A 24,067-nucleotide genomic window follows, 5' to 3' on the forward strand; every position below is an offset into this window, starting at 1 on the left:
CCCCAAAGAGAGGGTTCCGGCTTTATTTTAATCCGACGTCAACGAGAAGTCGTCGAGATAGACGTCGCCATGCAAGCCGTTCGCGTACAGCAGCACCCGCACCTTCGCGGTGCCCGCCGGCGCCGTCTTCCCGCCGTGCGCGTTCTCGAAGCCGGCCGTGACGGCGGCGTAATCCTTGATCCACTCCTCGGACAGCTGCGCGCCTTGCGCGTCGTAGAAGACGAGCTTCGCCTGAAGCGTGCCGGCGTCCAGCGCGGAGACTTGCGCGTAGCCGTCGAGCGTGTACGTCTTGCCCGGCGAAGCCAAGGCGTCCTGATAGACCGAGAACCAGTCCGCGCCGTACGTGAACACTCTCATCGAAGCCGTTCCGGATCGCTTCGTCTGGTCCGTCCATTGGCATAGCCAATCCTTCTCGCACGTCCAGATCGCCGTTTTCCATGCGTCGTTATGGTCGTCGAAGCCTGCGTTCAGCAGCAGGTTGCCTTGCGGCTCTTCCGGCTCCTCCGTCCCTTCGCCGTAGCTCCGGATCGAGAAATCGTCGAAGTTGATCGTCGTATTCAGCCCTTCGAGGTAAATATATACCCGTACCTTCCCCGTACCGGCCGGAGCGACGAAGGCGCCGTACACGTTATCGTAACCGGACGTCGTGCCGTTGTACGTCTTGACCGTCCGCTCCTCGAGAATGCTGCCCGCCGCGTTGAGGAATTGCATGCGCACCTTGACCGTCGTGCCGTTATTCACGGAGACGTTCACGAAGCTGTCCATCGCGTACGTCTTGCCCGCGACGGCCGGCACGGCCGCGGAAGCGATACCGAACCAAGCGCCGGTGTCGCCGCTCACGCGGAGCGAGGCTTCTCCGCCGCGCTTCTCCGCCGTATCCCCTGCGCAATACCAGGACTGCTCGCAGCTCCAGCTTACGGGCATGCCGTCCGCCAGCGTCTCGAAGTCCGGGTTGAGCAGCAGGTTATCCGACATGACCGGGCTCTCGGTCGCGACCGAGACGGCGTTGCCGGCGCCGGACACGTTCCATGCGCGGTCTCTCGCCTTCACCGTGTAGCCGTACGTCATGCCAGGGCGAAGCGCCTTGTCTTGGAACGACGTACCCGTCGTCGTGCCGACGAGCGCATCGCCTCGATAGACGAGATAACCGGCTACCCCTACGTTATCCGCGGAAGCCGTCCAAGACAGATCGATCGTATCCGTCGTGCGCGCGGTCGAGACGAGCCCAATCGGCGCCGATGGCGGCGCGATATCCGCGGCCGACGTGCGAATCTTCAGCTTATCGCTGACCCGGGATTCGTTCCCCGCGCCATCTATCGCCTTGACCGTGTACGCGTAAGCCGTATCCGGCTTCAGCAGCGTATCCTTGAACGTCGCGGCCAGACCGCCCGTCGATCCGACAAGCTCTCCGTCCCGGTAGACGTGATATCCCGTTACGCCGACGTTGTCCGTAGAAGCGCTCCAGCTAAGCTTAGCCGTATCCGCCGATATCGAAGAGGCGGTCAATCCGGCAGGCTTGGACGGATCGTCCTTGTCCTTGGTCGGTTTGCCCGTCAAGCTCGCCTTGACGGCGATATCGCGGACGAAGTTCGGCACGTCGAGACGCACGCCTTGCGCGCCGGCGGCGACCGTGCGCGACTGAATCGTCGTTCCGGTATGCGTATCGTAGAACGTCACTTGGTAGTTTCCCGGGGCGAGGCCAGGCACCGTGAATGACATGCCGCTTACCGTTCGAGATTGAGCCGCGTCGTAAGGCGACTGCGAATCGTTGATCCACAGCATCGCCCGCGTCTTGTCCTGGAACGCGCCGACCTTCGTGCCGTTGCTCTGCGCGCCGTAATCGACGTGCGGCATGTTGATCAGATATTGCTCCTCCGGCTGAATGAAGCGGGCCAGATGCTTGTACTGATCCTTGTACGGCTGCGGCATGTCGAACCCGTTCTCGAAGATCCACCACACGTTCGCGCCAGCCGCCCCCGAGCGGAACAATGGCGCCCAGACGCCGTCGTGTACGTAGTTAAGAAGCTCGGCGTCCGTGCTCGTATCGTTGTGCGTCTTGCCGACTTCCCCGAGGAACACGGGGCGATTGCCGAACGGCTTCAGCGCGTTCAAGTTCGTCTCCCACTTGTTGACGATATCGGAATCGTCTGCGTACAGATGCATGTTGACGGCGTCCAAAGTATCGAGGCCGTCCCACGAATCTTGCGTCGCATGTTGCTCCGCGTGGTCCTTCCAGGCGAAGCTCGTCGTTGTCGGGCGCTTGTAGAAGTCCCAGCTTTTCCAGTACGTATCGAGCGTCTCGTGCCAGGCGTCGCGGATGTCCGCCGACGTATCGACGCGATTGTCCGACTCGTTCCAGTACTCGAGCATGCCGAGCGACGTGCTATACCCCCAACGCGCGAAAATATAACGAAGCAGCTGCTTCTGGTAACCGATCGCCTCCGGGTTGTACCAGAAGTCCGTATCGTTCTCCTTCCAGCCGGAAGGGCCGCCGTTGTCGCGATTGTACGCATGGTAAGCCCAGTCGTACCAGAAGTCGCCGAAGCTGTTCAGCGTCAGCATGACGTACAGGTCGTTCGCCTTGGCCGTCTCCATCAAGGCGTCCATGCGGGCCATATTGTCCAGGTTGTATTGGCCGATGCCGTCGTAGGTCATCGTAATGCCGTTCTGCGTCGTCGAGGTCGGACCGTATTCCGGCGAATAGTTCGACCACCAGGCGGTCAGCCATACGCGAATGAGATTCATGCCCGCAGCCTTGTACTCGGGCATCGCGGCCAGCGTCTCCGGCGGGTTGCCCCATGCGTAGTTAGAGCCGAGCAGCGTGAGCTGCTTCCCGTAGCTATCGACGAACCGGTCGCCGGATACGCCCATGAAGCCTCGTCCGGCATCCGGTTTCTTCGCTTGGAATTTCAGCTCGTCCGACCGGGATAGCCCGTTCGCGTCCTTCGCCAGGATGACGAGCTCATGCTTGCCTTGCTCCCGCGGCGCATAGCGAACTTTCCAGTTCGGCGCCTCGTCCGAGGCGTAGAACGCCGGAACGATGTCCACTCGTCCGGAAGGCGTGCGAATTTCCGCGACCGCGTCGACGACGTCGGGATCGAACGGATTCGAATACGTCGCGTTAAGATTGAACGAAACTTCCAGCTTCCCGTATTGCGCGGGTTTCGAGGTGTTCATTTGCACTTGCTGGATACCCGTCGTGGGTTTATGTTTTTCGGAAGCGCTTACAGGTTGACTCGGATAAGACAACGCGGAGAAGGCGAGCAGCAAGCCCAGAAGTGCGTATGCGATGGACAAGGTTCTTCGATGCGAGCGATACATCATCAATACATTCCTCCCTCGATTGGTCATGCGGGGCCGGACGAAGCGACTTCCGAAGCAGGCGATTCACCGGCGTTCCCTCCTCATTCTGTAAGCTTTGCCTTGACGGAACAACAGGACGAAGTGGACATTATGACCTGTGAAACTTGTTTTTTCATAGCGACTTCGGGTAATTGGTAATGATAACAACGTATAGAGACGGGAGGAATGAGACAGTGGGAAGAGTAGGGGGTAAAATCGCGCTCGTAACGGGAGCCGCTTCGGGCATCGGGCGAGCGACCGCGATTCGGCTGGCGGAAGAAGGCGCGAAGGTGGCATTGCTGGATCTGAAGGAGGATCGCCTGCAAGAGACGGCGGAGCGGATCTCGGCGATCGGCGGAGAGTGCCTGTTGCTAGAGGCGGATATCTCCAGCGAGGAGGAAGTGAAGCGGGCCGTAGAACGGGTCGTCTCCAAGTGGGGGACGCTGCACGTTCTGTTCGCCAACGCGGGGATCAACGGCGTGCTGTCTCCGATCGAGGATATGGAACTCGCCGAATGGGAGCAGACGGTGAAGGTGAACCTGACCGGCACCTTCCTGTGCGTGAAGCACGCGATCGCGCCTTTGAAGCGGCAAGGCGGCAGCATTATCGTCACCAGCTCGATCAACGGCAACCGCGTCTTCTCCAACTTCGGCTTCTCCGCGTACAGTTCGTCCAAGGCCGGGCAGACGGCGTTCGTCAAGATGGCCGCCTTGGAGCTCGCGCGCTATCGCATTCGGGTGAACGCCGTATGCCCGGGCGCGATCCATACGAATATAGGCGAGAATACGGAACGGACGCCGGAGGTCGACGAGATCGCCATTCCCGTCGAGTATCCGGAAGGCGGCATGCCGCTCAAGCATCGGCCGGGCGATCCGCGCCAGGTCGCGAACGTCGTGCTGTTCCTCGCTTCCGATGAAGCCGATCACGTGACCGGCGACTCGCTGTACGTGGACGGCGCGGAGTCGCTGCTTCGCGGTTGAGGCGGATCATCGGATGAAATACGCACAGGGCCGCTGTCTGTTGCAGGAACGGTTAGCCGAACGGCGAATGACATTGGAAGAGCTTGCCGGCGAGATGTCGTACAAGAGAGAGCGTCTAACCGACTATATCGAGAACAAGAGAATCATGCCCTTGAGGGTTGCCGTTTCGATTGCCGATACCGTGGGGTGCAGCGCGCGCGACTTATACGAATGGCTCCCGGCCGAGCAGAACACCGAAGAGGAAGCGTGATTGTTTATGCAAGTCATTACGTTCAAAGCGTTCGCCGTCGCGAACGAGATCGATCTGAACCGAATCGCCGTCGATTGCGGCATTCGCAAGAAGTTCACGTGGGAGGAGCCGCTCATTCTCCGGGGAGACAGGTTGGCCAAGATTATCCGCGAACCCGTGGACGAGACGCAGCAGGCGATGGCCTTCTCGTTCGGCAGCGTCGTGTTCGTCAACCTTCCGCAGGAGAAGGCGATGAAAGCCTTCATGCGGTATCTTCAAACGTTCGAGCGGGAAATCGACTTATCGACGCTGGATCGTTACACGGACGATTACCGAATGCACACGAGCGATTCCGGCGAGGTCGAGCTGACCGACGAGTATGCCGTCGTGCCGGAATTCGAGCCTTTCTACCCGGAGCTCATATCGACCGTAATCGCGAAGTCCGTTGCGCTCGAACGCATCGAGGAGCAACTCGGGCGCATTAACGACAAGCTGGAGGGCGTAATCGAGCGGCTGGAGAAGGGCAAGCTTCGCATCGGCAACAAGGAGCTGGCGCGGACGACCGCGACGATCGTGCGACACGAATACAATACCCTCGCGTACATCATGATTCTGGATAAGCCGGATATTACGTGGACGAGCAGCGACGCGGGCTTGTTCTACGATCGCATGGTCGAGTTCTTCGAGCTGAACGACCGGTACAACATCATGAAGAGCAAGACGGAAGTGCTGTACCACATCATGGAGGGCTTCTCGACGATCAGCCATTCGATTCGGGGACTGTTCGTGGAATGGATCATCGTGACGCTCATCGTCATCGAGGTGATCATCACGATTCTGCAAGTCGTCGGCGTGTTGGATTGATAGGGAACCGTCGTTTCGTACGGGTTCAACTTGTATATGATTAATCATATATATTTCGTGCTAATCGGGGCAAATCCGTCGTTATATGTGAAAAATCGCGTTTAATCGATGCGAGGCTCCGGATATCGAGAAATGTATTCGAATATTCATACACAATCGTCTGAAGCAGGGTTATAGGCGAAATATGATTCGAAAAACCGATTACATGCATAGCCAAGCGTTACGCAAAAGCTCATGGAAGCGACGATAAAACCCATACACGCAATGGCGGCTTCAGGGATGACCCCGAAGCCGCCATTTTCTATCCCAAACCTATTCGACCGTTCACGCGCGGCCCATCAGCTTGATCGTCCTCTTGATCATCTTGGCGGCTCCGACCCGCAGGCTTACGATCGGAGACACCGTAATCCCGTAACGGCCTTCTTGGATGCAGTCGCGGATATCGTCGATCGTGCGGCAATCGTCCCGCAGCGTATTGAACACCGCGCCGAATTGGATCGGATGATGGGAGTCGCTGCCGGCGACGATCGGCTTGTTCAGCTTCGTCGCGAACGCCTCTAGCTCCTTGCGCGTCGCCGTCTCCCGGCCGTTCAGGTCGAGGAAATCGAGCCGGCTCAGCAGCTCGGGGCTTAGATGGGTGAGAGGGGTCGATCGCCGGGTCGGATGGGCGCCGATCTTCACGACGTTATAGTTGTCGGCTTCGTCGAACAGCTCTTGTCCCGAAGGGAAGTTGTTCTTGTCCTTGCGGTGCTGGAACGTCCGTTGGATCGCCCGGATCTCCGATCGTTCCCCGATCAGCAGAATGTGGCCCTTCTCCCGAATGTCCATCTCGATGCCGCAGAACACCCGGAAGCCGTTCACGTCGTAGTAGTGGTCCCGGTAAGGGAGCTCGCGATCGAGCGTATCGTAGATTTCGTGGAAGTTTCTCGTGTTGAAGTGTTCGGTCAGCGCCGTCGCGTGAAGGCCGGCCTTGCGCGCCGCCGCGATCATGCGATGGAAGTAGTCGAGCGAGAAGTCCCTCTTCTTGCTGAGTTTCGTATGGGTGTGAAAATCGATGTTCATCGCGATGGTTCCTTCTTTCCCTTATGACGTCTCCGCGTTACAGCGGGTATATCGTTCCAAGTCCCGTTAACAGGACGGCGTAGAGCACGGTCAGTCCGCAGAACCATACGTCGCGGGCGCGTACGCGCATGCGGCTCAGCTTCAGCCTTCTGGCGTCGCCGCTGACGAGCGTATAGTGAAAGCCTTTCGATTCGAGCGCTTCGACGGTCGTGCGCACGCGCTTGGCCGTATTGAGCAACGTCGGGTAGAAGGCCAGCACGCACAGCTTGCAGAAGTGCATGCCGACTCTCCACGAGAGCAGGCCTTTGCGCGCCGGGGGCACGCCGCGTTGCCGGAAGGAGGCGAATACCTCCTGGTATTGCTCCATGAGGAGCGGGATCATGCGGTAACCGTACGAGATCCCGAAGCTGAACGCCGCGGGGGCGCGCATCGCGAGGAGCGCGTCGCTCAGCTTCTCCGGATCGATGCTGGAGAAGACGGCGATGCTCGCCAACGCCATGATGAGCAGCTTCATCGTGAGCGTCGCCAGCGCGAAGAACGCTTCGGCGTCTCCGCCGAGGATCATCGCGAGAATGACGATGTAGACGACGTTCATGAACGTGCTGAACGCAAGCAGGCCGAGGATGAGTCCGCTGACCCGCGACGTAAGCGCCAGCCCGAGAGACAGGGCGAGCAAGCCGACGAGCACGGTCTTGTTGTGCGTAAACCAGGGCATGACCGAGAAGATCGCGTACCAGATGACGAGCACGCGCGGGTCCATCCGGCCGAGCAGCGTCTCTTTATTGCCGTAAGCGGTGCGCAGCAGCGTCATCTTCAGCTGCTCGAGCGATACCCGCGACATCCATCGTTCAATAAGCGACATCGGCGACGGCCTCCTTTCGGTCTCGCGCAAGCTCGAATGCGGCGACGAATTGCTCGACCGTCAGCGCGGGTCGAGTCCAGCGAAGCTCGTTGGACAGCTCGACCGTCTGCGGCGCCACGAGTCCCCATTGGGTCCAGGCGTCGCGGCTGGCGAACAGACGCGCAGGCGTCGTATCGGCGACGATGCGCCCTTGGTGCAGGACGACGACGCGATTCGCCCATTCGGCGACGAGCTGCATGTCGTGCGTAGCGACGACGACCGCTTCGACTTCCTCGCCGATCCGATCGAGCAAGCCGGCCATCTCCTTGCGGCTGACGACGTCCAGGCTGGCCGTCGGCTCGTCGAGCAGCAACAGGCGCGGCTTCATCGACAGCCCGATCGCCAGCGACACCCGCCGCTGCTGGCCTCCGCTTAAGAGACGCGCGTCGCGGGCGCTTAGCTCCCGTAGATGCAGCTTATCGAGCAGCGAGTCCGTCAGCTCGTCGGCATCGGGTAGGCGGCGAGCCCGGCCGAAGTAAGTGATCTCGTCTCTGACGTTATCGCAGATCAGCATGCTCTCCGGCTTCTGATAGATATAAGCGGCCAAGCCAGCCGAATCCTCCGGCTTGCGGATCGAACGGCCGTACAGCTCGACCGTGCCGCCCGAGGGCTTGACGAGTCCGGTCATCATCCGCAAGAGCGTCGATTTGCCGGCGCCGTTGCCGCCGACGAGGGCGACGCGCTCGCCGGGGAAGACGGAGAGGTCCAGCTCTTGGAATACCGCGTGGTCCCGCTTATCCATCGTCGGGTACGCATACGATGCCTGAGTGAGCTTAAACGGCGCCGCCTGAGGCGGAGTCGAAGAGTCGCCGGGGGCCTCGGCGAAGCCGATGCGGGTCGACGCGGGCTCGGGCTCGTTCGCTGCCGGCTCGGGCGCGAGCGGACGCAGCGCGCTCGCGCACTCGGACAAGTTGATCGGATAGTGACCGGCAGCCGTGCGCACGCCGAGCCGTTCGGCGATCTGCGTCACTTGAGGCGGGAAGATGTGGTGCTTCCTTAATTCCTCCGTCAGCGACAGCGCCTCGGCGACCGGCTTCTTCCAGACGACGCGGCCTTCGGAGACGAGCACGACCGAATCGCAATAGCGGGCGATCCACTCGGCGTGATGCTCGATGACGACGATCGTCTTGCGCTCCGTCTCGTTCAACCGCCGCAGCAGCTCGTAGACGGCTTCGGCATGGAACGGATCGAGCTCGGCGGCCGGTTCGTCGACGATCAGAATGCCCGGGTCTAGCGACAGGATTGAAGCCAGCGCCGCGATGTGCTTCTGGCCGCCGCTGAGCTGCCAGATATAGCGGTCCTTCAGATGTCCGATGCCCAGCCGATCCAGGGCGCGCATCGCTCTCTCTTCGTAGTCGGCATGGCCGAAGTTCATCGGCGCGAATTCGGCTTCTTGCCGGACCGTCGGCCGAACGAGCTGGCAGTCGAAGTCCTGGCTGACGTAGCCGACGGCATAAGCGAGGCGGGAGACGCCGGCTTCCCGCGTGTCCATGCCGCCGACGCGCGCGGAGCCTTCCATCTCTCCCGCGTAATAGTGCGGAATCAGCCCGGTCAGCGCCTTGCACAGCGAAGACTTGCCGCTGCCGTTGCTGCCGATGACGGCGACGAATTCCCCGCGCTCGACCCGCAGGCTTAATCCGTTCAATGAGGAATCATCCGCGCCGGGGTAACGGAACGTAAGCTCTTGGACGTCGATCGCGGGGCTGATCTCAGCCATGGCGCGTCGATGCTCCCGCGGAAGCGTGCCCGCCGCGGTTGCGGCGCATGATCAGGAAGACGAGCAAGGACACGACCGCCGCGAGACCGATGCCGCCCCAGATGAAGCCCTTGCCGTATTGGTCGACGAAGTCCGGCGCCCATTCGCCCGGGTCGTTCATGGAGGCGCTCATGAGCGAGAACGCGACGGATAAACCGATGACGAGTATCGCGCTCATGGCTACGGCAAGGCCCGCGCCGCCGAGCGAGACGTCTTGCGACTTGCGAGGGCGAATGCCCATCAGGGGCTCGATCTTGCCGTTCATTCTCGGCACCATGTATAGCGCCGGGATAATGCCGAACAGGACGCCGGACACAAGCCACTCGATGCTGTTCTCGATTAGCTCGAGGATGACGATGCTCTCGGGCAGGCCGTCGACCGCGTCGAGCTCTTCGACGCCGATCCATACCTTCATGACGTCGAGCGTGCCGCTCAGCGCTTGATCGATGCCGATGCCGATCATGCCGGCGATCGCGATCGAGCGACGGTTGCTCGGATCCTTCACGAGCAGCCCCGCGACGCATAGGCCGAGGAACAAGACGAGGAAGCCGTCGATTTCGCCCAAGCCGCCGAAGTCGCCCATGAGCAAGTCTCCGAACACGAGCTCGCCGAACGCCGCTCCGAGCGCCGCATACAGGGGATTGAACAGCATGACGAGTACGAGCGCTACGAAGCCGAAGTACGGGATGCCGATCTCGACCGGGCCGATCTCGATGTCCGGAATGAGCTCCGTCACCAGGTCGGACAGTCCGAATACGGCCATCGACAGCACGAACACCATCAAATTTTGCGTTTGCTTCATGAATACGTTCCTCCTCAAACAATATCGTTCTATCTAGGTTATACAAGCGATATGTTCGCGGAAGATTACGGGACCGTACGACTATGTAAAATTATTATCATTTTAATATGTATTATGAAAATTAAATTACATTCTAGCGATTGCGAGAGAAAACGGGCGGGTGATATGATGGGAGGAGAAGCAACGAGAAGACATACGAAAGGAGAGGCCGCCGATGAAGCCATGGCTCGCTCTCCAACGGACGTTCACCCCCAGCGAACGGAAGCTGGCCGATTATATTATCCAGCACGAGGACCGGCTGTCGTTCCAGACGGAGAAGGATATCGCGGAGCTGTTGTCGGTCAGCATCGCGACGGTGTCCCGGTTCTGGCGGAAAATCGGTTACGCGAATTTCAAAGCCTATAAGATGGAGCTTGCGGAGAAAGCCGAAGCCGTTCCGACCCCCGCTGATAAAATGCTGCGGATGCTGAACGAGGTGGACGACGCCGATATGGACGTCGCGGGGCGGATGCTTGCGCGCGAGATCGGGTACTTGCAGGCGACGCTGCAGCGATTGGACAGGAATCACTTCGACAGGTCCGTGCGGCTCCTCCATGGCGCGAAGCGGGTATACGTCTATGGGTCGGGTCCCTCGGCCAGTCTGAGCGAGCTGCTGCGGTTCCGGCTGAACCGGTTCGGCAAGACGGTCGTCATGCTGCCGAGAACCGGTTCGGAGCTGTTCGAAGCGCTCGTGCACGCGACTTCGGACGACGCGTTCGTCGTGTTCGGATTTTTCCGGCAGTCGCCGGAGATCAGAGTCATTCAAGAAGTCGTCAAGGATTTGGGCGGACAAGTCGTGCTGTTCACCGATCTGACGACGTCAGCGATGATCGACGCGAACACCTGCGTGCTGTATGTCAGCCGCGGCGAATCCCGGCAGTTCCATTCGTTGACCGCTCCCGTGGCTTTGCTGGACGCGCTGGTCGTGGCGTTGGCGCATAAGGACGAGGCCTCGGTGGAACGGCTTAACGGGTTATACGATATGAGGAAGAAATACGCGAACGTGCTGCCTCATTGAGACGCGGCCGGGTAAGCAAGGGGTTGCTTGCAAGCGAAGGAAGCCGATGCCGGGAGGCGTCGGCTTTCTGTGCTATAATTACTAGAGTTAATAGGGTTAATAGGTAATCATTCTAACCATCGAGGTGCAGCAAATTGAAGAATAAGCGGAAAAGCGCGATACGAGGACTATCCATCCTCGTTATCATTCCTATGGTTCTAACGAGCTTCAGCGGAATGGCGTTAGCCGCCGTCGCCGGAGGCGGGACGAAGGCGGAGGCGGTAAGCGTTTCCGTCGCGAGCTTCGACTATTCGGGAGGCAATGCCAAGACGTTCGCCGTCGATGACGGCATGGAGCGCGTCGCGACGATTACGTTGGAAACCGATTATGTTGACATGTCGGGGCTCGTGAGCGAGATTAACGAGCAGCTCGCCGGCGCCGTTTCCGACATCGAAGCGATCGATAACGGGAACACGTTCATGCTGCGCTCGCGTATCGTCGGCAAATTCAGCGTTATCATGCTTTCCGGCGCGAACGTATCCGACTTCTTCTCGGGCACGGTATACCGCGGTGTGCCCACCGATCAACAAATCGTCGAGGAAGTCCAAGCGGCGCTCACGCCTTTGTACGGCACGGACGAGAGCCAAGGATGGGTCACGGTGCCGATTACGTTGCCTTCGGACATGAATGGAACGACCATTACCTGGTCCTCGGCTAACCCAAGCGTTCTCACGAGCGCGGGCGCAGTTACGAGACAACCGAACGATACGGTCGTGACGTTGACGGCCCACATTACGTTGAATAACGCAACGGCCGATCAGACCTACGATATTACGGTAATCGGGACGGAGCCCCGCGTCGTAATGACGGACGAAGAGCGCGTCGCGAATACGAAAGCGAGCTTGACTCCGTTCTACGACACGGACGAGACGCAAGCATACGTAAGGGGCAGCGTCACGTTGCCGACGACGGACATCATTAATGACACCATCATCACGTGGGTATCGCAGAACGAGAACGTCATATCCGATACCGGCTACGTACAGAGGCAATCGGCGACGCAGAATATTACATTAACGGCTACGATTACGAGGAATAGCGTTACCGATACGGCTATCTTCATCCTCTCCGTCATCGGCTACGACTCGGAATGGATTCTGCAACAAAGGCCCGATATCCATCCGACCTATGCAAGCGGAGATTACGAGTCGTCGGTAACGCAGGATCTCCAGCTGCCGAGCGCTTACAACGGCGTCGCTATTAGCTGGTCGTCGAACGACTCTGCGATCGCGAACGACGGGACCGTGCGGCAACCGAACTTCGCGGACGGCCGACCGAAGTCGTGTTGACGGCTACGCTGACGAGAGCGGACGCCCTAGAGACGAAGGCGTTCACCCTTACCGTTCAGACGTTGCCCGAGACGGATCTCGAGGCGGTAACCTACGACAAGAGTAATCTTGTCATCGGATATGCGGCCGGAGACTCCGCGAGCAGCGTGACGGGCAACGTGACGTTGGATACCGAAGGCGATCACGGCTCGGCGATTACATGGTCTACCGACAATGACACCGTCATCACGGCTGCAGGCGTCGTAAGAAGATTGTCGGGCACTGACGCGACGGTCACGTTGACGGCCAGCATCGCCAAAGGAACGGAAGTGCTTACGAAGACGTTCGTCCTGACCGTGAAGGGAACTCCGATCCCGGTTATTGTCGCTCCGCCGCCGCCGGTCTCGTTGACCGATGCAACGGCAGCGTTAATCGGATCGTCGGGCGATAACGCGATCGTGGCTCCCGTCGATACTTCGACGAACGGCGAAGGAGTCGTCGTAACGAAGGTGGACGAACAGAAGCTGCTGAATCAATTATCGCAAGGGGATACCCTAGCCATCGTAATCCCTCTCCCCGATACGAAGGGCACGTCCGTCGTCTCTCTGACGCCGGGATTGCTGACCGCGCTGCAGCAGAAGGACGAGCATGCTAAGGTCGTGTTCCAGAGCAACGGCGTCACGTACGAGATTCCCGCGGCGCTGGCGGACGTATCCGCGATCGAGCAAGCGCTCGGGCTGACGGGGACGGATGCGGAGGACGCGGAGCTTCGGATCGCGATCGAGCTCGTTCCCGCAAGCACCGTGCAACGTCAGATCGCGGATGCGAACGGTACGCTTGCGGCTTCCGTCGTCAGCTTCTCGATCTCCGTCGTTACGCCGAATCGGACGTACGAACTCAACGACTTCGCGGGCACGTATATTAGCCGCTCCTTCGAATTGGACAAAGCCGTCGATCCCTCGGTAGCGGTAGGCGTAATCGTTCATTCGGACGGTACGGTGACGCCGGTTCCGACGACGTTCACGACCGTCGGGGGCACGCCGGTAGCGGTGCTGAAGGCCGACCACAACTCGGTCTATACGGTAATTGAACATACAAGCGCGCTAACCGACGTGGACGCTTCTTGGGCGAAAGACAACATCACGGCATTGGCCAACAAACTGATTATCAAAGGATACGAGGACGGTACGTTCAAACCGAACGGGAACGTAACCCGGGCGGAATTCGCGCAGATGATCGTCGCGGGATTGGGGCTGAACGCGGTTTCCGGCTCTTCGAAATTCTCGGACGTGAATGCCGAAGCTTGGTACGCGGGCGTTGTCGGAGCCGCGTCTTCCCGCGGGTTCATCACGGGATACGAGGGAGGCAGCTTCAAGCCGAATCAGCCGATTACCCGGGAGGAAGAAGCCGTCATTCTAAGCCGCGTGCTCGCGTACCTGCGGCATGAAGCCAACGCAAGCGAGGCCGTTCTGGCGCAATTCCGCGATCGGGACGCGATCGCGGCTTATGCTCGATCCGCAGTCGCCATGCTAGCGGAACTGAAAGTGATGAACGGCAACGCGCAAGGCGACGTAAGCCCGAAAGCTGCCGCTACGCGCGCCGAGACGGCGGCGTTGATCTATAAGCTGCTGCGTTCCGTGGATCTTCTCAACTAATCTCCGGTATCGGCGATACGCGAATAAGGCCAGGGTTCGCCTGATGACAGGTGCCCTGGCCTTTATCTATTACGATAATTCCCCCGCATGCGTAACCCGGTTCCGCCCGTTCTCCTTCGAACGGTACAGCGCCTGGTCCGCCTGGCCGATCAGCGTCTCGTCCGTGTACCCAGGCGTCATCGTCGCGACGCCGAAGCTCGCCGTCACGCGAAGATCTGCCAACGGCGTCGCCTCGATGCTCGCCCGGTACCGTTCCGCGATCGCGACCGCGTTGTCCCAGTTCGCCTGCGGCAAGAGAAGCACGAATTCTTCTCCCCCGTAGCGAGCGACGACGTCGGACTCTCTGGCTTTGGACTTGAGCAATTGGCCCAGCTGTTTCAGCACGATATCGCCGACCGGATGGCCGTACGTATCGTTAATGGACTTGAACCGGTCGATGTCGAGGATAATGAGCGAGAACGGCGCCTGGGACCGATGGAACATCGCGATGTTGGCCAGCAAGCTTTCTTGGAAGTAACGACGGTTGTACAGTCCGGTCAGCGGGTCGGTCAGCGCCATCGTCTCGAGCATGTGGTTGACGTTCATGAGCTCCCGTTGCTTGCGCTCGTACTCTTCGTGCAACGCTTCGAGCCTCATGTTCGCTTCGTTCGTCTGCTGGTAGAGCTCCTCGAGCTTCTTCTTCGTCTGCATGATGTCCTTCTCGTGCTCCAGCCGCTTGCGCATCTCGACGACGACGCAATCCATGAACGTCTCGCCGTCCCTCTGTTGCCGAACGCCGTTGAGCAATACCGGAACGTCCAATCCGTTACGCGCGCGAAGCGAGAGGAAGATCTCGCTGACTTGCCCGTGCAGCTGCATGACCGGATAGAAGTACGTGTGGAAGAACAGCTTGTTCGTCACGGACATGAACGTCTCGATATGGTTGCCGACCAGCTCGTCCCTCTCGCGGGCAAGCATGTCCGCAAGCGTCCGGTTGGCGGATCGGATAATCCCTTCGGCCGAGATGGAGAAGTAGCCGCACGGCGCATGGTCCAATTGGATGTCCATCGGCTTATGCCCCCTTGCCCAGTCGCGAGTCGTCCAAATACTGCTTGATCATGGCCGTCGTCTCTTCGGGATGGCTGAGCTGAGGATAGTGGCCTTTGGCGGTCATCATCCGCAGCGTGCTGCCCGCCAGATGGGCGTGCAAGTAGTTGCCGACTTCGATCGGGGCGATGCTGTCGTCGGAGCATTGCAGAATGAGCGAAGGGACGGTGGAGCGATCCAGCTCCGCCCGGCTATCGGACAGGAAGGTAACCTCCGCGAATTGTCTCGCGATCTGCGGATCCCGGGAGCAGAACGTCTTCTCCAGCTCGTCCGACAGCTCTCGGCGCTCGTGGTTCTGCATAACGATCGGCGCGATGTAGCTAGCCCAACCTCTGAAATTCATCTGCATCATCGTAAGCAGCTCGTCGATATCCGCTCTATCGAATCCTCCGTAGTAGGCGGGGAGGTCATTGACGTAGCGGGGCGACGGGCCGATCATGACGAGGCGGCCGAAATGCCGGGGCGCCCGGATCGACGCCAACAGCCCGATCATGCTGCTCACGGAGTGTCCGACGAAGACGGCGTCGGTTAAGTCGAGCGTCTCCATGATGTCCAGCACGTCTTGGGCATAGCCCTGCAGATCGTTGTATTTCACCGCATCGTACTCGCCTAGCATCGACTTGCCCGAGCCGACGTAATCGAACAAGACGACGCGATAGTCGTCCTCGAAGCTCGGAACGATGTGCCGCCACATCTCTTGGTCGCAGCCGAAGCCGTGCGCGAATACGATCGGACGGGTGCCTTTGCCGAATATTTTCACATGATTGCGTTCCAGAACGTCGATCGTCATGGCGGTATCCCCCTCGATCAGGCATCGCTAAGTTGCTAGTACGACTATTATATTCGATAAATGTCGACAATGCCTATGGATATGCAATCTTCGTTCGACTGTACAAAATGGACGCGAGAATACTATGATGAGTGGATACGATGCGATAACGGGATACAGAAGGAGATTTGTTATGACCACAAGAAGCTTTCGGGACTATACATTAAGCGAAGAGATCTTAAGGGCGCTGGAGAACCTCGGCTATAAGGAGCCTACGGACGTGCAGGAGAAGGTGATTCCGCTCGCGCTCGAAGGCAAGGACATCGCGGTCAAATCCCGGACGGGCAGCGGCAAGACGGCGGCGTTCGGCATTCCGGTCTGCGAGAACGCGCTATGGGAAGAGAACAAGCCGCAAGCGCTCGTGCTGGCGCCTACCCGGGAGCTGGCGTTGCAGGTGAGCGAGGATATGACGAATATCGGGAGATTCAAGCGGATCAAGTCGGCGGCGATCTTCGGCAAAGATCCGTTCGCCAAGCAAGCCGCGCTGCTGAAGCAGAAAACCCATGTCGTCGTCGGAACGCCGGGACGCGTGCTGGACCACATCGGCAGAGGGACGATCGACTTGTCGAATATCCGGTACCTGGTCATCGACGAAGCCGACGAAATGCTCAACATGGGGTTCATCGAGCAAGTGGAGAGCATCCTCCAAGCGCTTCCGAAGGAACGGACGACGCTGCTCTTCTCCGCGACGCTTCCGAAGGACGTCGAGAAGCTGTGTCATCAATACATGAGAAATCCGATCGATATCGAGATCTCCACCCCCGGCGGCGGAGCGCAGAACAACCTGATCGATCATTCGCTCATCGCGACGGCGAAGGACGCGGACAAGCCGAAGCTGCTCCGGGACGTCCTCGTGGTGGAAAATCCGGATAGCGCGATTATTTTCGGTAGGACGCAGGAGTCGGTCGATCTGGTTTACCGGCAATTGGACACGATCGGTCTCCGCTGCGGGAAGATTCACGGCGGCATGGAGCAAGAGGACCGCATCAAGGTCATGAACGCGTTCCGCAGAGGCGAATTCCGCTACCTCGTCGCGACGGACGTGGCGGCCAGAGGCATCGACATCGACAGCATCACGCACGTCATTAACTACGATATGCCGCAGGACAACGAGAGCTACGTTCATCGCAGCGGCCGCACGGGACGCGCGGGCAAGGAAGGCAAGGCGATCTCCTTCGCGTTGCCATCCGAGGACAAGTTCCTCGCGAGCATCGAGCGCTACGTCGGCTTCGAGATCCGCAAGCGGAAGGCGCCATCCTCAGACGAAGTGCAGCTGAGGCAGCCGTCCTTCGAGAAGAAGGTCACGACCCAGCCGACGATCAAGAAGGACAAGAACGCGCAGCTCAACCAAGGCATCACGAAGCTGTATTTCGGCGGCGGGAAGAAGAAGAAGCTGAGACCGGTCGACTTCGTCGGCACGCTCTCTAATCTTCCGGGCATGTCCGCGGACGATATCGGCATCATCGCCATTCAGGAGCTGGAGTCGTACGTCGACATTCTGAACGGCAAAGGCAAGCTCGTGCTCGAAGCGATGAAGTCGACGACGGTCAAGGGCAAGCTGCTGAAGGTGTACGTGGCGAACAAGTAGAGTGGAAAATGGGGGGATCGCGGTGAGCGTCATTCGGTTGGAGAACGTGACGAAGAAATACGAGGATTCGCTGATTTTCAGAGATATTTATTTTCGCTTGAGCCAAGGGGAACGCATCGGTCTCATCGGCCGGAACGGCGCGGGCAAGTCGACGGTGTTCAAGCTGATTCTGGGCAAGGAGGAGCCGACGTCCGGCAAGGTCGAGATCGACCCGCAGGCGAAGATCGGATACTTCTCGCAATTCTCCGAGTTAAGCGGCAGCATGTCCGTCCAGCAAGTGCTGGAGACGTGCTTCGAGCAGGTCGCGCTGATCGAACGGGAGCTGCAGGATGTCGCGGACAAGCTCGGGATCGCGACCGACGACGGCGAGATGGACAGGTTGTTGTCGCGGCAAGCGGAGCTATTCGAGCAGATGGAGCATCTGGACGGCTGGAACGTATCGGTCGAGATCAACACGGTACTGACGAAGCTGGGGTTTAATGACCGGTCGCGGCATCAGCCGATCGACGAGCTGTCCGGAGGTTGGCGGAACCGCGCCGCGCTCGCCAAGATGCTCATCGAGCAGCCCGACGTCGTCTTGCTCGACGAGCCGACCAACTACTTGGACATCGAGGGGATCACGTGGCTGGAACAATGGCTGTATCGGTTCAAGGGGGCCATGATTCTCGTGTCGCATGACCGTCAATTCATCGACAAGGTCGTCACGCAGGTCATCGAGATCGAGAACTATCATTTTCAGGAATATGAAGGCAACTACACCGATTACGTCCGGAAGAAGAAAATGCGCAAGAAGGAGCTCGACCGCCAGTTCGAATGGGAGGAGGAGCTTCTTCTCATGGAAGTCGAGGCGATCGACGACCGCGCGACCCGGAAGGCGGCGTCGAAGGACCGCCTCTCCCGCAAGCTGGCGGACAACAAGAAGCGGATCGAGCCGCACCCGGTCAACGTCCTCATTACCGATATCTACGAGAGGCTGCGGTTCCCGGATAAGCTGTGCGAAGCGAAGGGCATCGGGCAAACCTACGACGGCCGGCGAATCTTCGAGAACGTCAGCTTCGACATTCAGAAGGAAGACCGTCTCGTCATCGTAGGTCCGAACGGAAGCGGGAAATCGACGCTCATCAAGGCGCTCACGGGGCAAGAGAAGCCCGAATCCGGGGAGATCGTCTGGGAGAAGGGCGTCGACTATGCCTACTTCAACCGAATGTGGGCCGAGCTTGAACCGAAGGATACGGTCAGCCACGCGGTGAACACGTACGGACTCGGACTGGACGCGCCGCGCAAGAAGGTGAACAAGTTCCTGTCCATGCTGCAATTCTCGGAGGCGGACCTGAGCAAGCAGATCGGCAACCTGTCCGGAGGGCAGAAGGCGCGGGTCGCGTTGGCCAAGTGCTTGTTGTCTGGCGCGGCCGTCATCGTCTTGGACGAACCGACGAACCATCTGGATCTGACGAGTATTCAGGTCATGGAACAGGCGTTAATTCATTTTCCCGGGGCCGTCGTGACGGTCAGCCATGACCGGTTCTTCATCGACAAGATCGGGACGAAGATGCTGACGTTCGATCCGGCGACGGGCGTAAGCGAGCAGAGTTTGTAGGCGGCTGGAGGCCGCGCGCGGGCGGACGGTTGTTAGGGACGTGATGGAGCATTAGCAGGTCATAAGTTAAGCCCTCGATTCGCTTATGCGGTCGGGGGCTGTTTTGTAGATAACCATCAATAATTACGATTTATCTTGTTCATAAAACTCAATATAGCTTCAATGCGTATCTGATCAGCGCACTCTTCGCAATAAAAATACTTATCCTTTCTTTCCTTTGCTTGCTTATATTTTAGCGAACCTTCGTACGCGCTGAATGTTTTTTTACAACTAAAACAAATTACATCATAGTAAAACATTGTTATCCCTCCAAATTGACAACACCTTACTTTCTAGTTGATATATCGAAGATTGTAACCAGTTCTCTCGTATATTCCTGAACATCTAAATGAGGCTTTCTCATTAATTCCATGGTGAACCCATCAATGGCATTTCTTATTGTTAACGCCATCACCCTTGCCGATGGTTGGGTAAATTCCCGGAAGACTCCTTCTTGCATCCCAAGGACGAGAATATTTTCAATCGGAAGTAAAATAGCTTTATCATGGTCTGCTGCAAACTGAAGTTTACCATCAGCGGTTATCGTTTTAGAAACCAATTCTATAACAGCGAAAACATGCTGCCGATTTTCAGCTACAAATGCAAGATTGGATTCAATATACGCTCGAAGCATCTCTTTAGGAGATTTTTGAGTTTCTACTCGTGGAGCAATATAGGATTGCCAAGCTATATAGTATTCGATAGTTATTTGCTCTAATAATTCCTCTTTGTTTGCAAAATGATAAGAAATAACCCCCTTACTGATATTTGCGCGTTTTGCAATTAGTCCTAGAGAGGCGTGAGTGTAACCTACTTCTGCGATCGTTTCAATCGCACATTCCACGATTTGAGCTCTACGGGCTTTTTCGATGAATGACATCTCTTTTTGATTGGTCGATTTATTTTTTATATTCATGTTCATATTTTAGTACGATCGTACAAAAAATCAAATGGCGTCGAGAAAAAAGTGAGGACCGTAGCATAGAAAAAGGCTGCAACCGCGTACTCCGCGACTGCAGCCCGCACGGGGCAATGCTTTTATTACTCCCGCCGCGACAGCTTCTCCTGCGCCAGCCGGATCATCTCGCGGACCATCGCGCCGCCGATCTGGCCGCCGACTTGGCCGGCTTCCTCGGTCGTCAGCTGGCCGTTGCCGCCGCCGCGATGCAGAGGGACGCCAAGCTCCTCCGCGACCTCGTATTTCACGTCGTCCGGATTCGCCGGATCGACGTCGTAGCCTTCCTTGCGCATGACGTCCGCCTTGAAGGTTCGCAAGCCTTGCTCGGCTTCGGGCACGAGCGGTTTTCTTCTTCTGGCCATAGGGTTCGTCCTCCTCCGGTGAAGCTTGCCCCTATGTTGCCCGAATGCGATATTGTTTATGGCTGTTCAAGCTTTACGGCGCGAAATGTTAATGCGGATAACGCGGATAAAGAGCAAAGGCCAGTACCGGTTCGCCGGCACTGGCCCTTATCCCTTCTATTGGAAGAACTTCGGCAAGTACGCCTTGTTCTTCTCCAGCATCTCGTCCAGCAGCTTCTTGGCGACGCCGACCGACGGCACGAGAGGGTTCGCGACCATCGCCTGCAACGCGATGTCGCGGTCGCCCGTGATCGCCGCTTCGATCGTCAGCCGTTCGTACGTCTTGACCGCGGCGATCAAGCCCTTCGCTTGCTCAGGTACCTTCGTAACCGGCAACGGAAGCGGTCCTTGAGCGGTCACGACGCAGTTCACTTCGATCGCCGCGTCCTCCGGTAGGAAGTCGAGCACCCGGCCGTTCGCCACGTTCAGCGTCTGGATGTCGCGCCTGTCGTTGTACAGCGACACCATGAGGTTGACCGCCGCTTCGGAGTAGTACGCGCCGCCGCGCTTCTCGAGCTGCTTCGGCTTCTCCTGAAGGTTCGGGTCCTTGTACAGCTCGAACAGCTCGTCTTCGACGCGCTTGACGACTTCCGCGCGCGTGCCGTTCGCCTTCAGCGATTCGAGCTGCTCCGCGAGCATCGCGTCCGACATATAGAAGTACTTAAGATAGTAAGAAGGGAATCCTCCCAGGGAGCGCAGGAAGTCCGCGTCCCATTCGGTCGCCGGCACGTTCTTGCCGGAATATTCCTCGCGCTTGTCCAGCAGTTCAGTCAGCTTGTCTTCGCCGTCGATCTCGATCCGGGTCACCCAGTGCAGGTGATTAAGTCCGACGAATTCTGTATAGATCGCGCGCGGATTGACTTCGTACTTGCCGATCAGCCATTTATGAAGTCCGATCGGAGCGTTGCATAGACCGATGCTCTTCACCTTGGAGTAGCGAGAGATCGCTTCGGTTACCATGCCCGCCGGGTTCGTGAAGTTCAGCAGCCACGCTTCCGGCGCAAGCTCCTCGATGTCGCGGCAGATGTCGAGCAGCACCGGAATGGTGCGCAGCGCCTTCATCATGCCGCCCGGGCCGGTCGTCTCTTGCCCGATGACGCCGTGCAGGTTCGGCAGATGCTCATCCCACTTGCGAGCCTCGAGCAGTCCGACGCGCATCTGCGTCGATATGAAGTCGGCGCCCGCGATCGCTTGCCTGCGGTCGAGCGTCAGATGGACGTCGATCGGGAGGCCCGACTTCTCGACCATCCGTTTGGCCAGATTGCCGACGATCTCGAGCTTGTGCTTGCCTTCCTCGATGTCGACGAGCCAGAGCTCGCGGATCGGCAGTTCACCGTAATGTTTGATGAAGCCCTCGACGATTTCCGGCGTATAGGACGAGCCGCCTCCGATGACGGCGATTTTCAACCCTGTGGACCGTGTCATGCTATTCCATCTCCTTCACGGATCATAGTCTAAGCTAACGAGTACTCCGATACGTGCTGCAAGTTCCGATAGATCGCTTCCGGCAAGGCGATGCCCGTCGCTTCGACGGCCATCCATACCGCGCCGACGACCGGCTCGACCGACAGCTTGACGACCTTCGCTCCAGGAGCCGCTTCCCGCGTCGCCTCTTCGATCGGCGCTCGCACGAAGTCGCCTTCGCCGCGCACGACGATGCTGCCCGCCAGCACGACGTCGAAGCTGTCGTTGCTCATGCCGAGCTTGTTCACGATCGCTTGGACCGACTTGCCCAGTTCGACGCCTTGCTCGCGCAAGATGCGAATCGCCACGCCGTCGCCTTGCGCGGCCGCTTCGAACAACAGCTTCGCCAGATGCAGCGGCGGCGACTTCTCGTGGTCGAGATAGTCGTCGTACATCGCCTGCACGCTGTCGTAGCCGAGCTCCGCCAGCACGAGCGGCGTCAGCAGCGTCGCCGGCTCGCGGCCGTCCCACGCCCGGATGACCGCCCGTAACGCTTCCACGCATAGCGCGCCGCCGCCTCCGTAGTCGCCGTACGTATACGAGAAGCCGCCGACTTGGATGAACTCCCCGGCCGGATTGACGCCGGCGCTGTTAATGCCCGTGCCGCAGATGAGCACGATGCCGTACGGGCGATCGGTGCCCGCGCGCATCGCGATCATCGTGTCGCAGTTGATGGCGTGCCGCGGGAAGCCGAGCTCCGCGATCATCGGCCGAAGAATGCGGTAGTCCGCCTCCCGGTCCGCCCCCGCCAAGCCGAAATAGGCGAACGCGATATCTTGCTGCGTCAGTCCGGCTTGCGAGAGCGCCATCTCCGCCGATTCGCGGATGTTGCGCTTCGCTTCCTCGTAACCGATCTGGTGATTGCCGTTGCCGCTATGGCCCTTGCCTACGACGGTGCCTTGCTCGTCGACGATCAGCGCGTACGTCTTGCTGCCTCCGCCGTCGACGCCCATATAGTAGTTCAATGCGCTCACTCTCGCTCTCTATCGTTCTGTCGTCTTGGGCGGCGCGGTCGATTCCCTGACGATCAGCTCCGGTTCCAGCTGAATCGTCTCGCGGCGTACGCCCGGCTCATTCATGGCGGAGAGCAGCAGATCTACCGCCGCGCTCGCGATCTTCTCCGCCGGCTGGCGGACGGTCGTCAGCGCCGGACGGAATTCCGCGGCCAGGAACTGATCGTCGAATCCGACGATCGAGATGTCGCTAGGAACGCGGATGCCGACGGTCTTGCATGCATCTATGACGCCGATCGCGATGTAGTCGTCGCCCGCGAACACCGCGGTCGGCAGCTTGCCGGCCTCGATCCATCGGTTCGCGAACTTATAGCCCGTGCTAATCCCGAACTCGCCGCGCTCGACGGCATACGGCCGCAAGCCCGACTCCTCGAGCGCGCATAGGAAACCCCGTTCCCGTTCGCGGCTGCTCAGGAACGACTCGGTACCGCCGATATGGGCGATCTCCGTATGGCCGAGCCCGATCAGGTGCTTCGCCGCGTCGTATCCGCCCTTGAAGTTGTCGATGACGACCGAGGACACGGAAGCATCGCGAAGGGAATTGTCGATGAGGATGAACGGGATATTCTTCCGCTTCAGCTCCATGACGTATTCGTCCTCGTCGACCGGAGAGAGCAAGATGACGCCGTCGACCCGATCCTCTTGGAACAAGGAGCGGTGGAAGGCGTCGTCGTACCGGTTCGAGATGGATAGCGCGAGAAAATAACCGTGCTCCGCCAGCCGGTCGTTCACTTCCTTCACGACCGAATCGAGGAACGAGTCCTGCAGCGTCGTGATCGTCAGTCCGATGATGCCCGTCTTGCCGCGGGCGAGGCTGCGCGCCGAGGCGTTCGGCGTGTAATCGAGCTCGCGCATCGCCTGCAGCACCTTGTCCCGGTTCGCTTGACGAACCGAAGAGGCGTTGTTGATCACTCGCGATACGGTGACGACGGACAGGCCGGACTTCTTGGCGACGTCGAATATGCTTACCTTCATGGCGTCTCTCTCCCAAAAGTTAAAGCGCTTAAACTTATCTGCACTTATTATAAACCTGCTTAAAGGCGAAGGCAAGCGTAAATCGCTAATGCCGCCGGCACACGCCTAGCCCGCAATGCTCATAGACTAGGCAATAAACAGCGTTCATTCGCGAAAGGAAAA

The 24,067-nt window shown here is 58.8% G+C and carries 20 protein-coding genes; 8 read left to right on the forward strand and 12 right to left on the reverse strand.

Annotated elements, in window-relative coordinates; genetic code table 11:
- Positions 1-27: 27 nt before the first annotated feature.
- Positions 28-3,324, reverse strand: a complete 3,297-nt coding sequence (locus ACFQZG_RS15235) for a fibronectin type III domain-containing protein (protein WP_378153938.1) — start codon at positions 3,322-3,324, stop codon at positions 28-30.
- 176 nt (positions 3,325-3,500) lie between these two features.
- Between ACFQZG_RS15235 and ACFQZG_RS15240 the strand changes: the two genes are divergently transcribed.
- Genes ACFQZG_RS15240 through ACFQZG_RS15250 form a run of 3 tightly spaced genes read left to right on the forward strand, consistent with a single transcriptional unit; the run spans position 3,501 to position 5,415 of the window.
- Positions 3,501-4,322, forward strand: coding sequence for an SDR family oxidoreductase (locus ACFQZG_RS15240; protein ID WP_378153940.1), 822 nt, complete (start codon positions 3,501-3,503; stop codon positions 4,320-4,322).
- Between the two features lie 13 nt (positions 4,323-4,335).
- Positions 4,336-4,572, forward strand: a complete 237-nt coding sequence (locus tag ACFQZG_RS15245) for a helix-turn-helix domain-containing protein (protein ID WP_378153942.1) — start codon at positions 4,336-4,338, stop codon at positions 4,570-4,572.
- Positions 4,573-4,578: 6 nt separating this feature from the next.
- Positions 4,579-5,415, forward strand: a complete 837-nt coding sequence (locus tag ACFQZG_RS15250) for an RMD1 family protein (protein ID WP_378154073.1) — start codon at positions 4,579-4,581, stop codon at positions 5,413-5,415.
- A 324-nt stretch (positions 5,416-5,739) separates the two neighbouring features.
- On the opposite strand, the gene ACFQZG_RS15255 is transcribed toward ACFQZG_RS15250, so the two are convergent.
- Genes ACFQZG_RS15255 through ACFQZG_RS15270 form a run of 4 tightly spaced genes read right to left on the reverse strand, consistent with a single transcriptional unit; the run spans position 5,740 to position 9,936 of the window.
- Positions 5,740-6,477 carry a PHP-associated domain-containing protein gene (locus ACFQZG_RS15255; RefSeq protein ID WP_378153944.1) on the reverse strand — a complete coding sequence of 246 codons (738 nt, stop codon included), beginning with the start codon at positions 6,475-6,477 and terminating at the stop codon, positions 5,740-5,742.
- 37 nt (positions 6,478-6,514) lie between these two features.
- Positions 6,515-7,339: an energy-coupling factor transporter transmembrane component T family protein gene (locus ACFQZG_RS15260; RefSeq protein WP_378153946.1), complete on the reverse strand. Its 825-nt coding sequence runs from the start codon at positions 7,337-7,339 to the stop codon at positions 6,515-6,517.
- Positions 7,326-9,095, reverse strand: coding sequence for an ABC transporter ATP-binding protein (locus ACFQZG_RS15265; protein ID WP_378153948.1), 1,770 nt, complete (start codon positions 9,093-9,095; stop codon positions 7,326-7,328). The genes ACFQZG_RS15260 and ACFQZG_RS15265 overlap by 14 nt, the downstream gene beginning before the upstream one ends.
- Positions 9,088-9,936 (reverse strand): DUF8171 family membrane protein, encoded by an 849-nt coding sequence (locus ACFQZG_RS15270; RefSeq protein WP_378153950.1) that lies wholly within the window; start codon positions 9,934-9,936, stop codon positions 9,088-9,090. Before ACFQZG_RS15270 ends, ACFQZG_RS15265 begins: the two co-directional genes overlap by 8 nt.
- A 214-nt stretch (positions 9,937-10,150) precedes the next feature.
- Between ACFQZG_RS15270 and ACFQZG_RS15275 the strand changes: the two genes are divergently transcribed.
- The 3 genes from ACFQZG_RS15275 to ACFQZG_RS15285 all read left to right on the forward strand — a co-directional run bounded on the left by ACFQZG_RS15275 (position 10,151) and on the right by ACFQZG_RS15285 (position 13,955).
- Positions 10,151-10,993, forward strand: a complete 843-nt coding sequence (locus ACFQZG_RS15275; protein WP_378153951.1) for a MurR/RpiR family transcriptional regulator — start codon at positions 10,151-10,153, stop codon at positions 10,991-10,993.
- A 215-nt stretch (positions 10,994-11,208) separates the two neighbouring features.
- Positions 11,209-12,321, forward strand: a complete 1,113-nt coding sequence (locus tag ACFQZG_RS15280) for an immunoglobulin-like domain-containing protein (protein WP_378153953.1) — start codon at positions 11,209-11,211, stop codon at positions 12,319-12,321.
- Complete coding sequence (locus tag ACFQZG_RS15285) at positions 12,315-13,955, forward strand: S-layer homology domain-containing protein (RefSeq protein ID WP_378153955.1); 1,641 nt, start codon at positions 12,315-12,317, stop codon at positions 13,953-13,955. Before ACFQZG_RS15280 ends, ACFQZG_RS15285 begins: the two co-directional genes overlap by 7 nt.
- 69 nt (positions 13,956-14,024) lie before the next feature.
- Here ACFQZG_RS15285 and ACFQZG_RS15290 read toward each other — a convergent pair whose 3' ends face one another.
- Together ACFQZG_RS15290 and ACFQZG_RS15295 are read right to left on the reverse strand one after the other, a co-directional pair.
- Positions 14,025-15,002, reverse strand: coding sequence for a sensor domain-containing diguanylate cyclase (locus ACFQZG_RS15290; RefSeq protein ID WP_378153957.1), 978 nt, complete (start codon positions 15,000-15,002; stop codon positions 14,025-14,027).
- Between the two features lie 4 nt (positions 15,003-15,006).
- The gene (locus tag ACFQZG_RS15295) at positions 15,007-15,831 is read right to left on the reverse strand and encodes an alpha/beta fold hydrolase (RefSeq protein WP_378153959.1); all 825 of its coding nucleotides are present in this window, start codon (positions 15,829-15,831) and stop codon (positions 15,007-15,009) included.
- 172 nt (positions 15,832-16,003) lie between these two features.
- On the opposite strand from ACFQZG_RS15295, the gene ACFQZG_RS15300 reads away from it, so the two are divergent.
- On the forward strand, positions 16,004-17,458 hold the full coding sequence (locus ACFQZG_RS15300; RefSeq protein WP_378153960.1) for a DEAD/DEAH box helicase: 1,455 nt from the start codon (positions 16,004-16,006) through the stop codon (positions 17,456-17,458).
- A 22-nt stretch (positions 17,459-17,480) separates the two neighbouring features.
- Positions 17,481-19,055: an ABC-F family ATP-binding cassette domain-containing protein gene (locus tag ACFQZG_RS15305; protein ID WP_378153962.1), complete on the forward strand. Its 1,575-nt coding sequence runs from the start codon at positions 17,481-17,483 to the stop codon at positions 19,053-19,055.
- A gap of 325 nt (positions 19,056-19,380) precedes the next feature.
- Here ACFQZG_RS15305 and ACFQZG_RS15310 read toward each other — a convergent pair whose 3' ends face one another.
- The 5 genes from ACFQZG_RS15310 to ACFQZG_RS15330 form a co-directional block, all read right to left on the reverse strand.
- Positions 19,381-20,010, reverse strand: a complete 630-nt coding sequence (locus ACFQZG_RS15310; protein WP_378154075.1) for a TetR/AcrR family transcriptional regulator — start codon at positions 20,008-20,010, stop codon at positions 19,381-19,383.
- Between the two features lie 125 nt (positions 20,011-20,135).
- Complete coding sequence (locus tag ACFQZG_RS15315) at positions 20,136-20,414, reverse strand: alpha/beta-type small acid-soluble spore protein (protein ID WP_378153963.1); 279 nt, start codon at positions 20,412-20,414, stop codon at positions 20,136-20,138.
- Positions 20,415-20,570: 156 nt separating this feature from the next.
- Positions 20,571-21,878, reverse strand: a complete 1,308-nt coding sequence (locus tag ACFQZG_RS15320) for a 6-phospho-beta-glucosidase (protein WP_378153965.1) — start codon at positions 21,876-21,878, stop codon at positions 20,571-20,573.
- Between the two features lie 29 nt (positions 21,879-21,907).
- On the reverse strand, positions 21,908-22,882 hold the full coding sequence (locus ACFQZG_RS15325; RefSeq protein ID WP_378154077.1) for an N-acetylglucosamine kinase: 975 nt from the start codon (positions 22,880-22,882) through the stop codon (positions 21,908-21,910).
- 18 nt (positions 22,883-22,900) lie between these two features.
- A complete protein-coding gene (locus ACFQZG_RS15330; RefSeq protein ID WP_378153967.1) occupies positions 22,901-23,905 on the reverse strand; it encodes a LacI family DNA-binding transcriptional regulator in 1,005 nt (334 codons plus the stop codon).
- Positions 23,906-24,067: the final 162 nt, after the last annotated feature.

The sequence above is a fragment of the Cohnella sp. GCM10027633 genome, from assembly GCF_042675445.1.
Classification (GTDB): Bacteria; Bacillota; Bacilli; order Paenibacillales; family Paenibacillaceae; genus Cohnella.

Coding starts and splice junctions, on each gene's coding strand:
- ACFQZG_RS15235 (WP_378153938.1), bottom strand. CDS start 3,324: ATGATGTATCGCTCGCATCGAAGAACCTTGTCCATCGCATACGCACTT.
- ACFQZG_RS15240 (WP_378153940.1), top strand. CDS start 3,501: ATGATAACAACGTATAGAGACGGGAGGAATGAGACAGTGGGAAGAGTA.
- ACFQZG_RS15245 (WP_378153942.1), top strand. CDS start 4,336: ATGAAATACGCACAGGGCCGCTGTCTGTTGCAGGAACGGTTAGCCGAA.
- ACFQZG_RS15250 (WP_378154073.1), top strand. CDS start 4,579: ATGCAAGTCATTACGTTCAAAGCGTTCGCCGTCGCGAACGAGATCGAT.
- ACFQZG_RS15255 (WP_378153944.1), bottom strand. CDS start 6,477: ATGAACATCGATTTTCACACCCATACGAAACTCAGCAAGAAGAGGGAC.
- ACFQZG_RS15260 (WP_378153946.1), bottom strand. CDS start 7,339: ATGTCGCTTATTGAACGATGGATGTCGCGGGTATCGCTCGAGCAGCTG.
- ACFQZG_RS15265 (WP_378153948.1), bottom strand. CDS start 9,095: ATGGCTGAGATCAGCCCCGCGATCGACGTCCAAGAGCTTACGTTCCGT.
- ACFQZG_RS15270 (WP_378153950.1), bottom strand. CDS start 9,936: ATGAAGCAAACGCAAAATTTGATGGTGTTCGTGCTGTCGATGGCCGTA.
- ACFQZG_RS15275 (WP_378153951.1), top strand. CDS start 10,151: ATGAAGCCATGGCTCGCTCTCCAACGGACGTTCACCCCCAGCGAACGG.
- ACFQZG_RS15280 (WP_378153953.1), top strand. CDS start 11,209: ATGGCGTTAGCCGCCGTCGCCGGAGGCGGGACGAAGGCGGAGGCGGTA.
- ACFQZG_RS15290 (WP_378153957.1), bottom strand. CDS start 15,002: ATGGACATCCAATTGGACCATGCGCCGTGCGGCTACTTCTCCATCTCG.
- ACFQZG_RS15295 (WP_378153959.1), bottom strand. CDS start 15,831: ATGACGATCGACGTTCTGGAACGCAATCATGTGAAAATATTCGGCAAA.
- ACFQZG_RS15300 (WP_378153960.1), top strand. CDS start 16,004: ATGACCACAAGAAGCTTTCGGGACTATACATTAAGCGAAGAGATCTTA.
- ACFQZG_RS15310 (WP_378154075.1), bottom strand. CDS start 20,010: ATGAATATAAAAAATAAATCGACCAATCAAAAAGAGATGTCATTCATC.
- ACFQZG_RS15315 (WP_378153963.1), bottom strand. CDS start 20,414: ATGGCCAGAAGAAGAAAACCGCTCGTGCCCGAAGCCGAGCAAGGCTTG.
- ACFQZG_RS15320 (WP_378153965.1), bottom strand. CDS start 21,878: ATGACACGGTCCACAGGGTTGAAAATCGCCGTCATCGGAGGCGGCTCG.
- ACFQZG_RS15330 (WP_378153967.1), bottom strand. CDS start 23,905: ATGAAGGTAAGCATATTCGACGTCGCCAAGAAGTCCGGCCTGTCCGTC.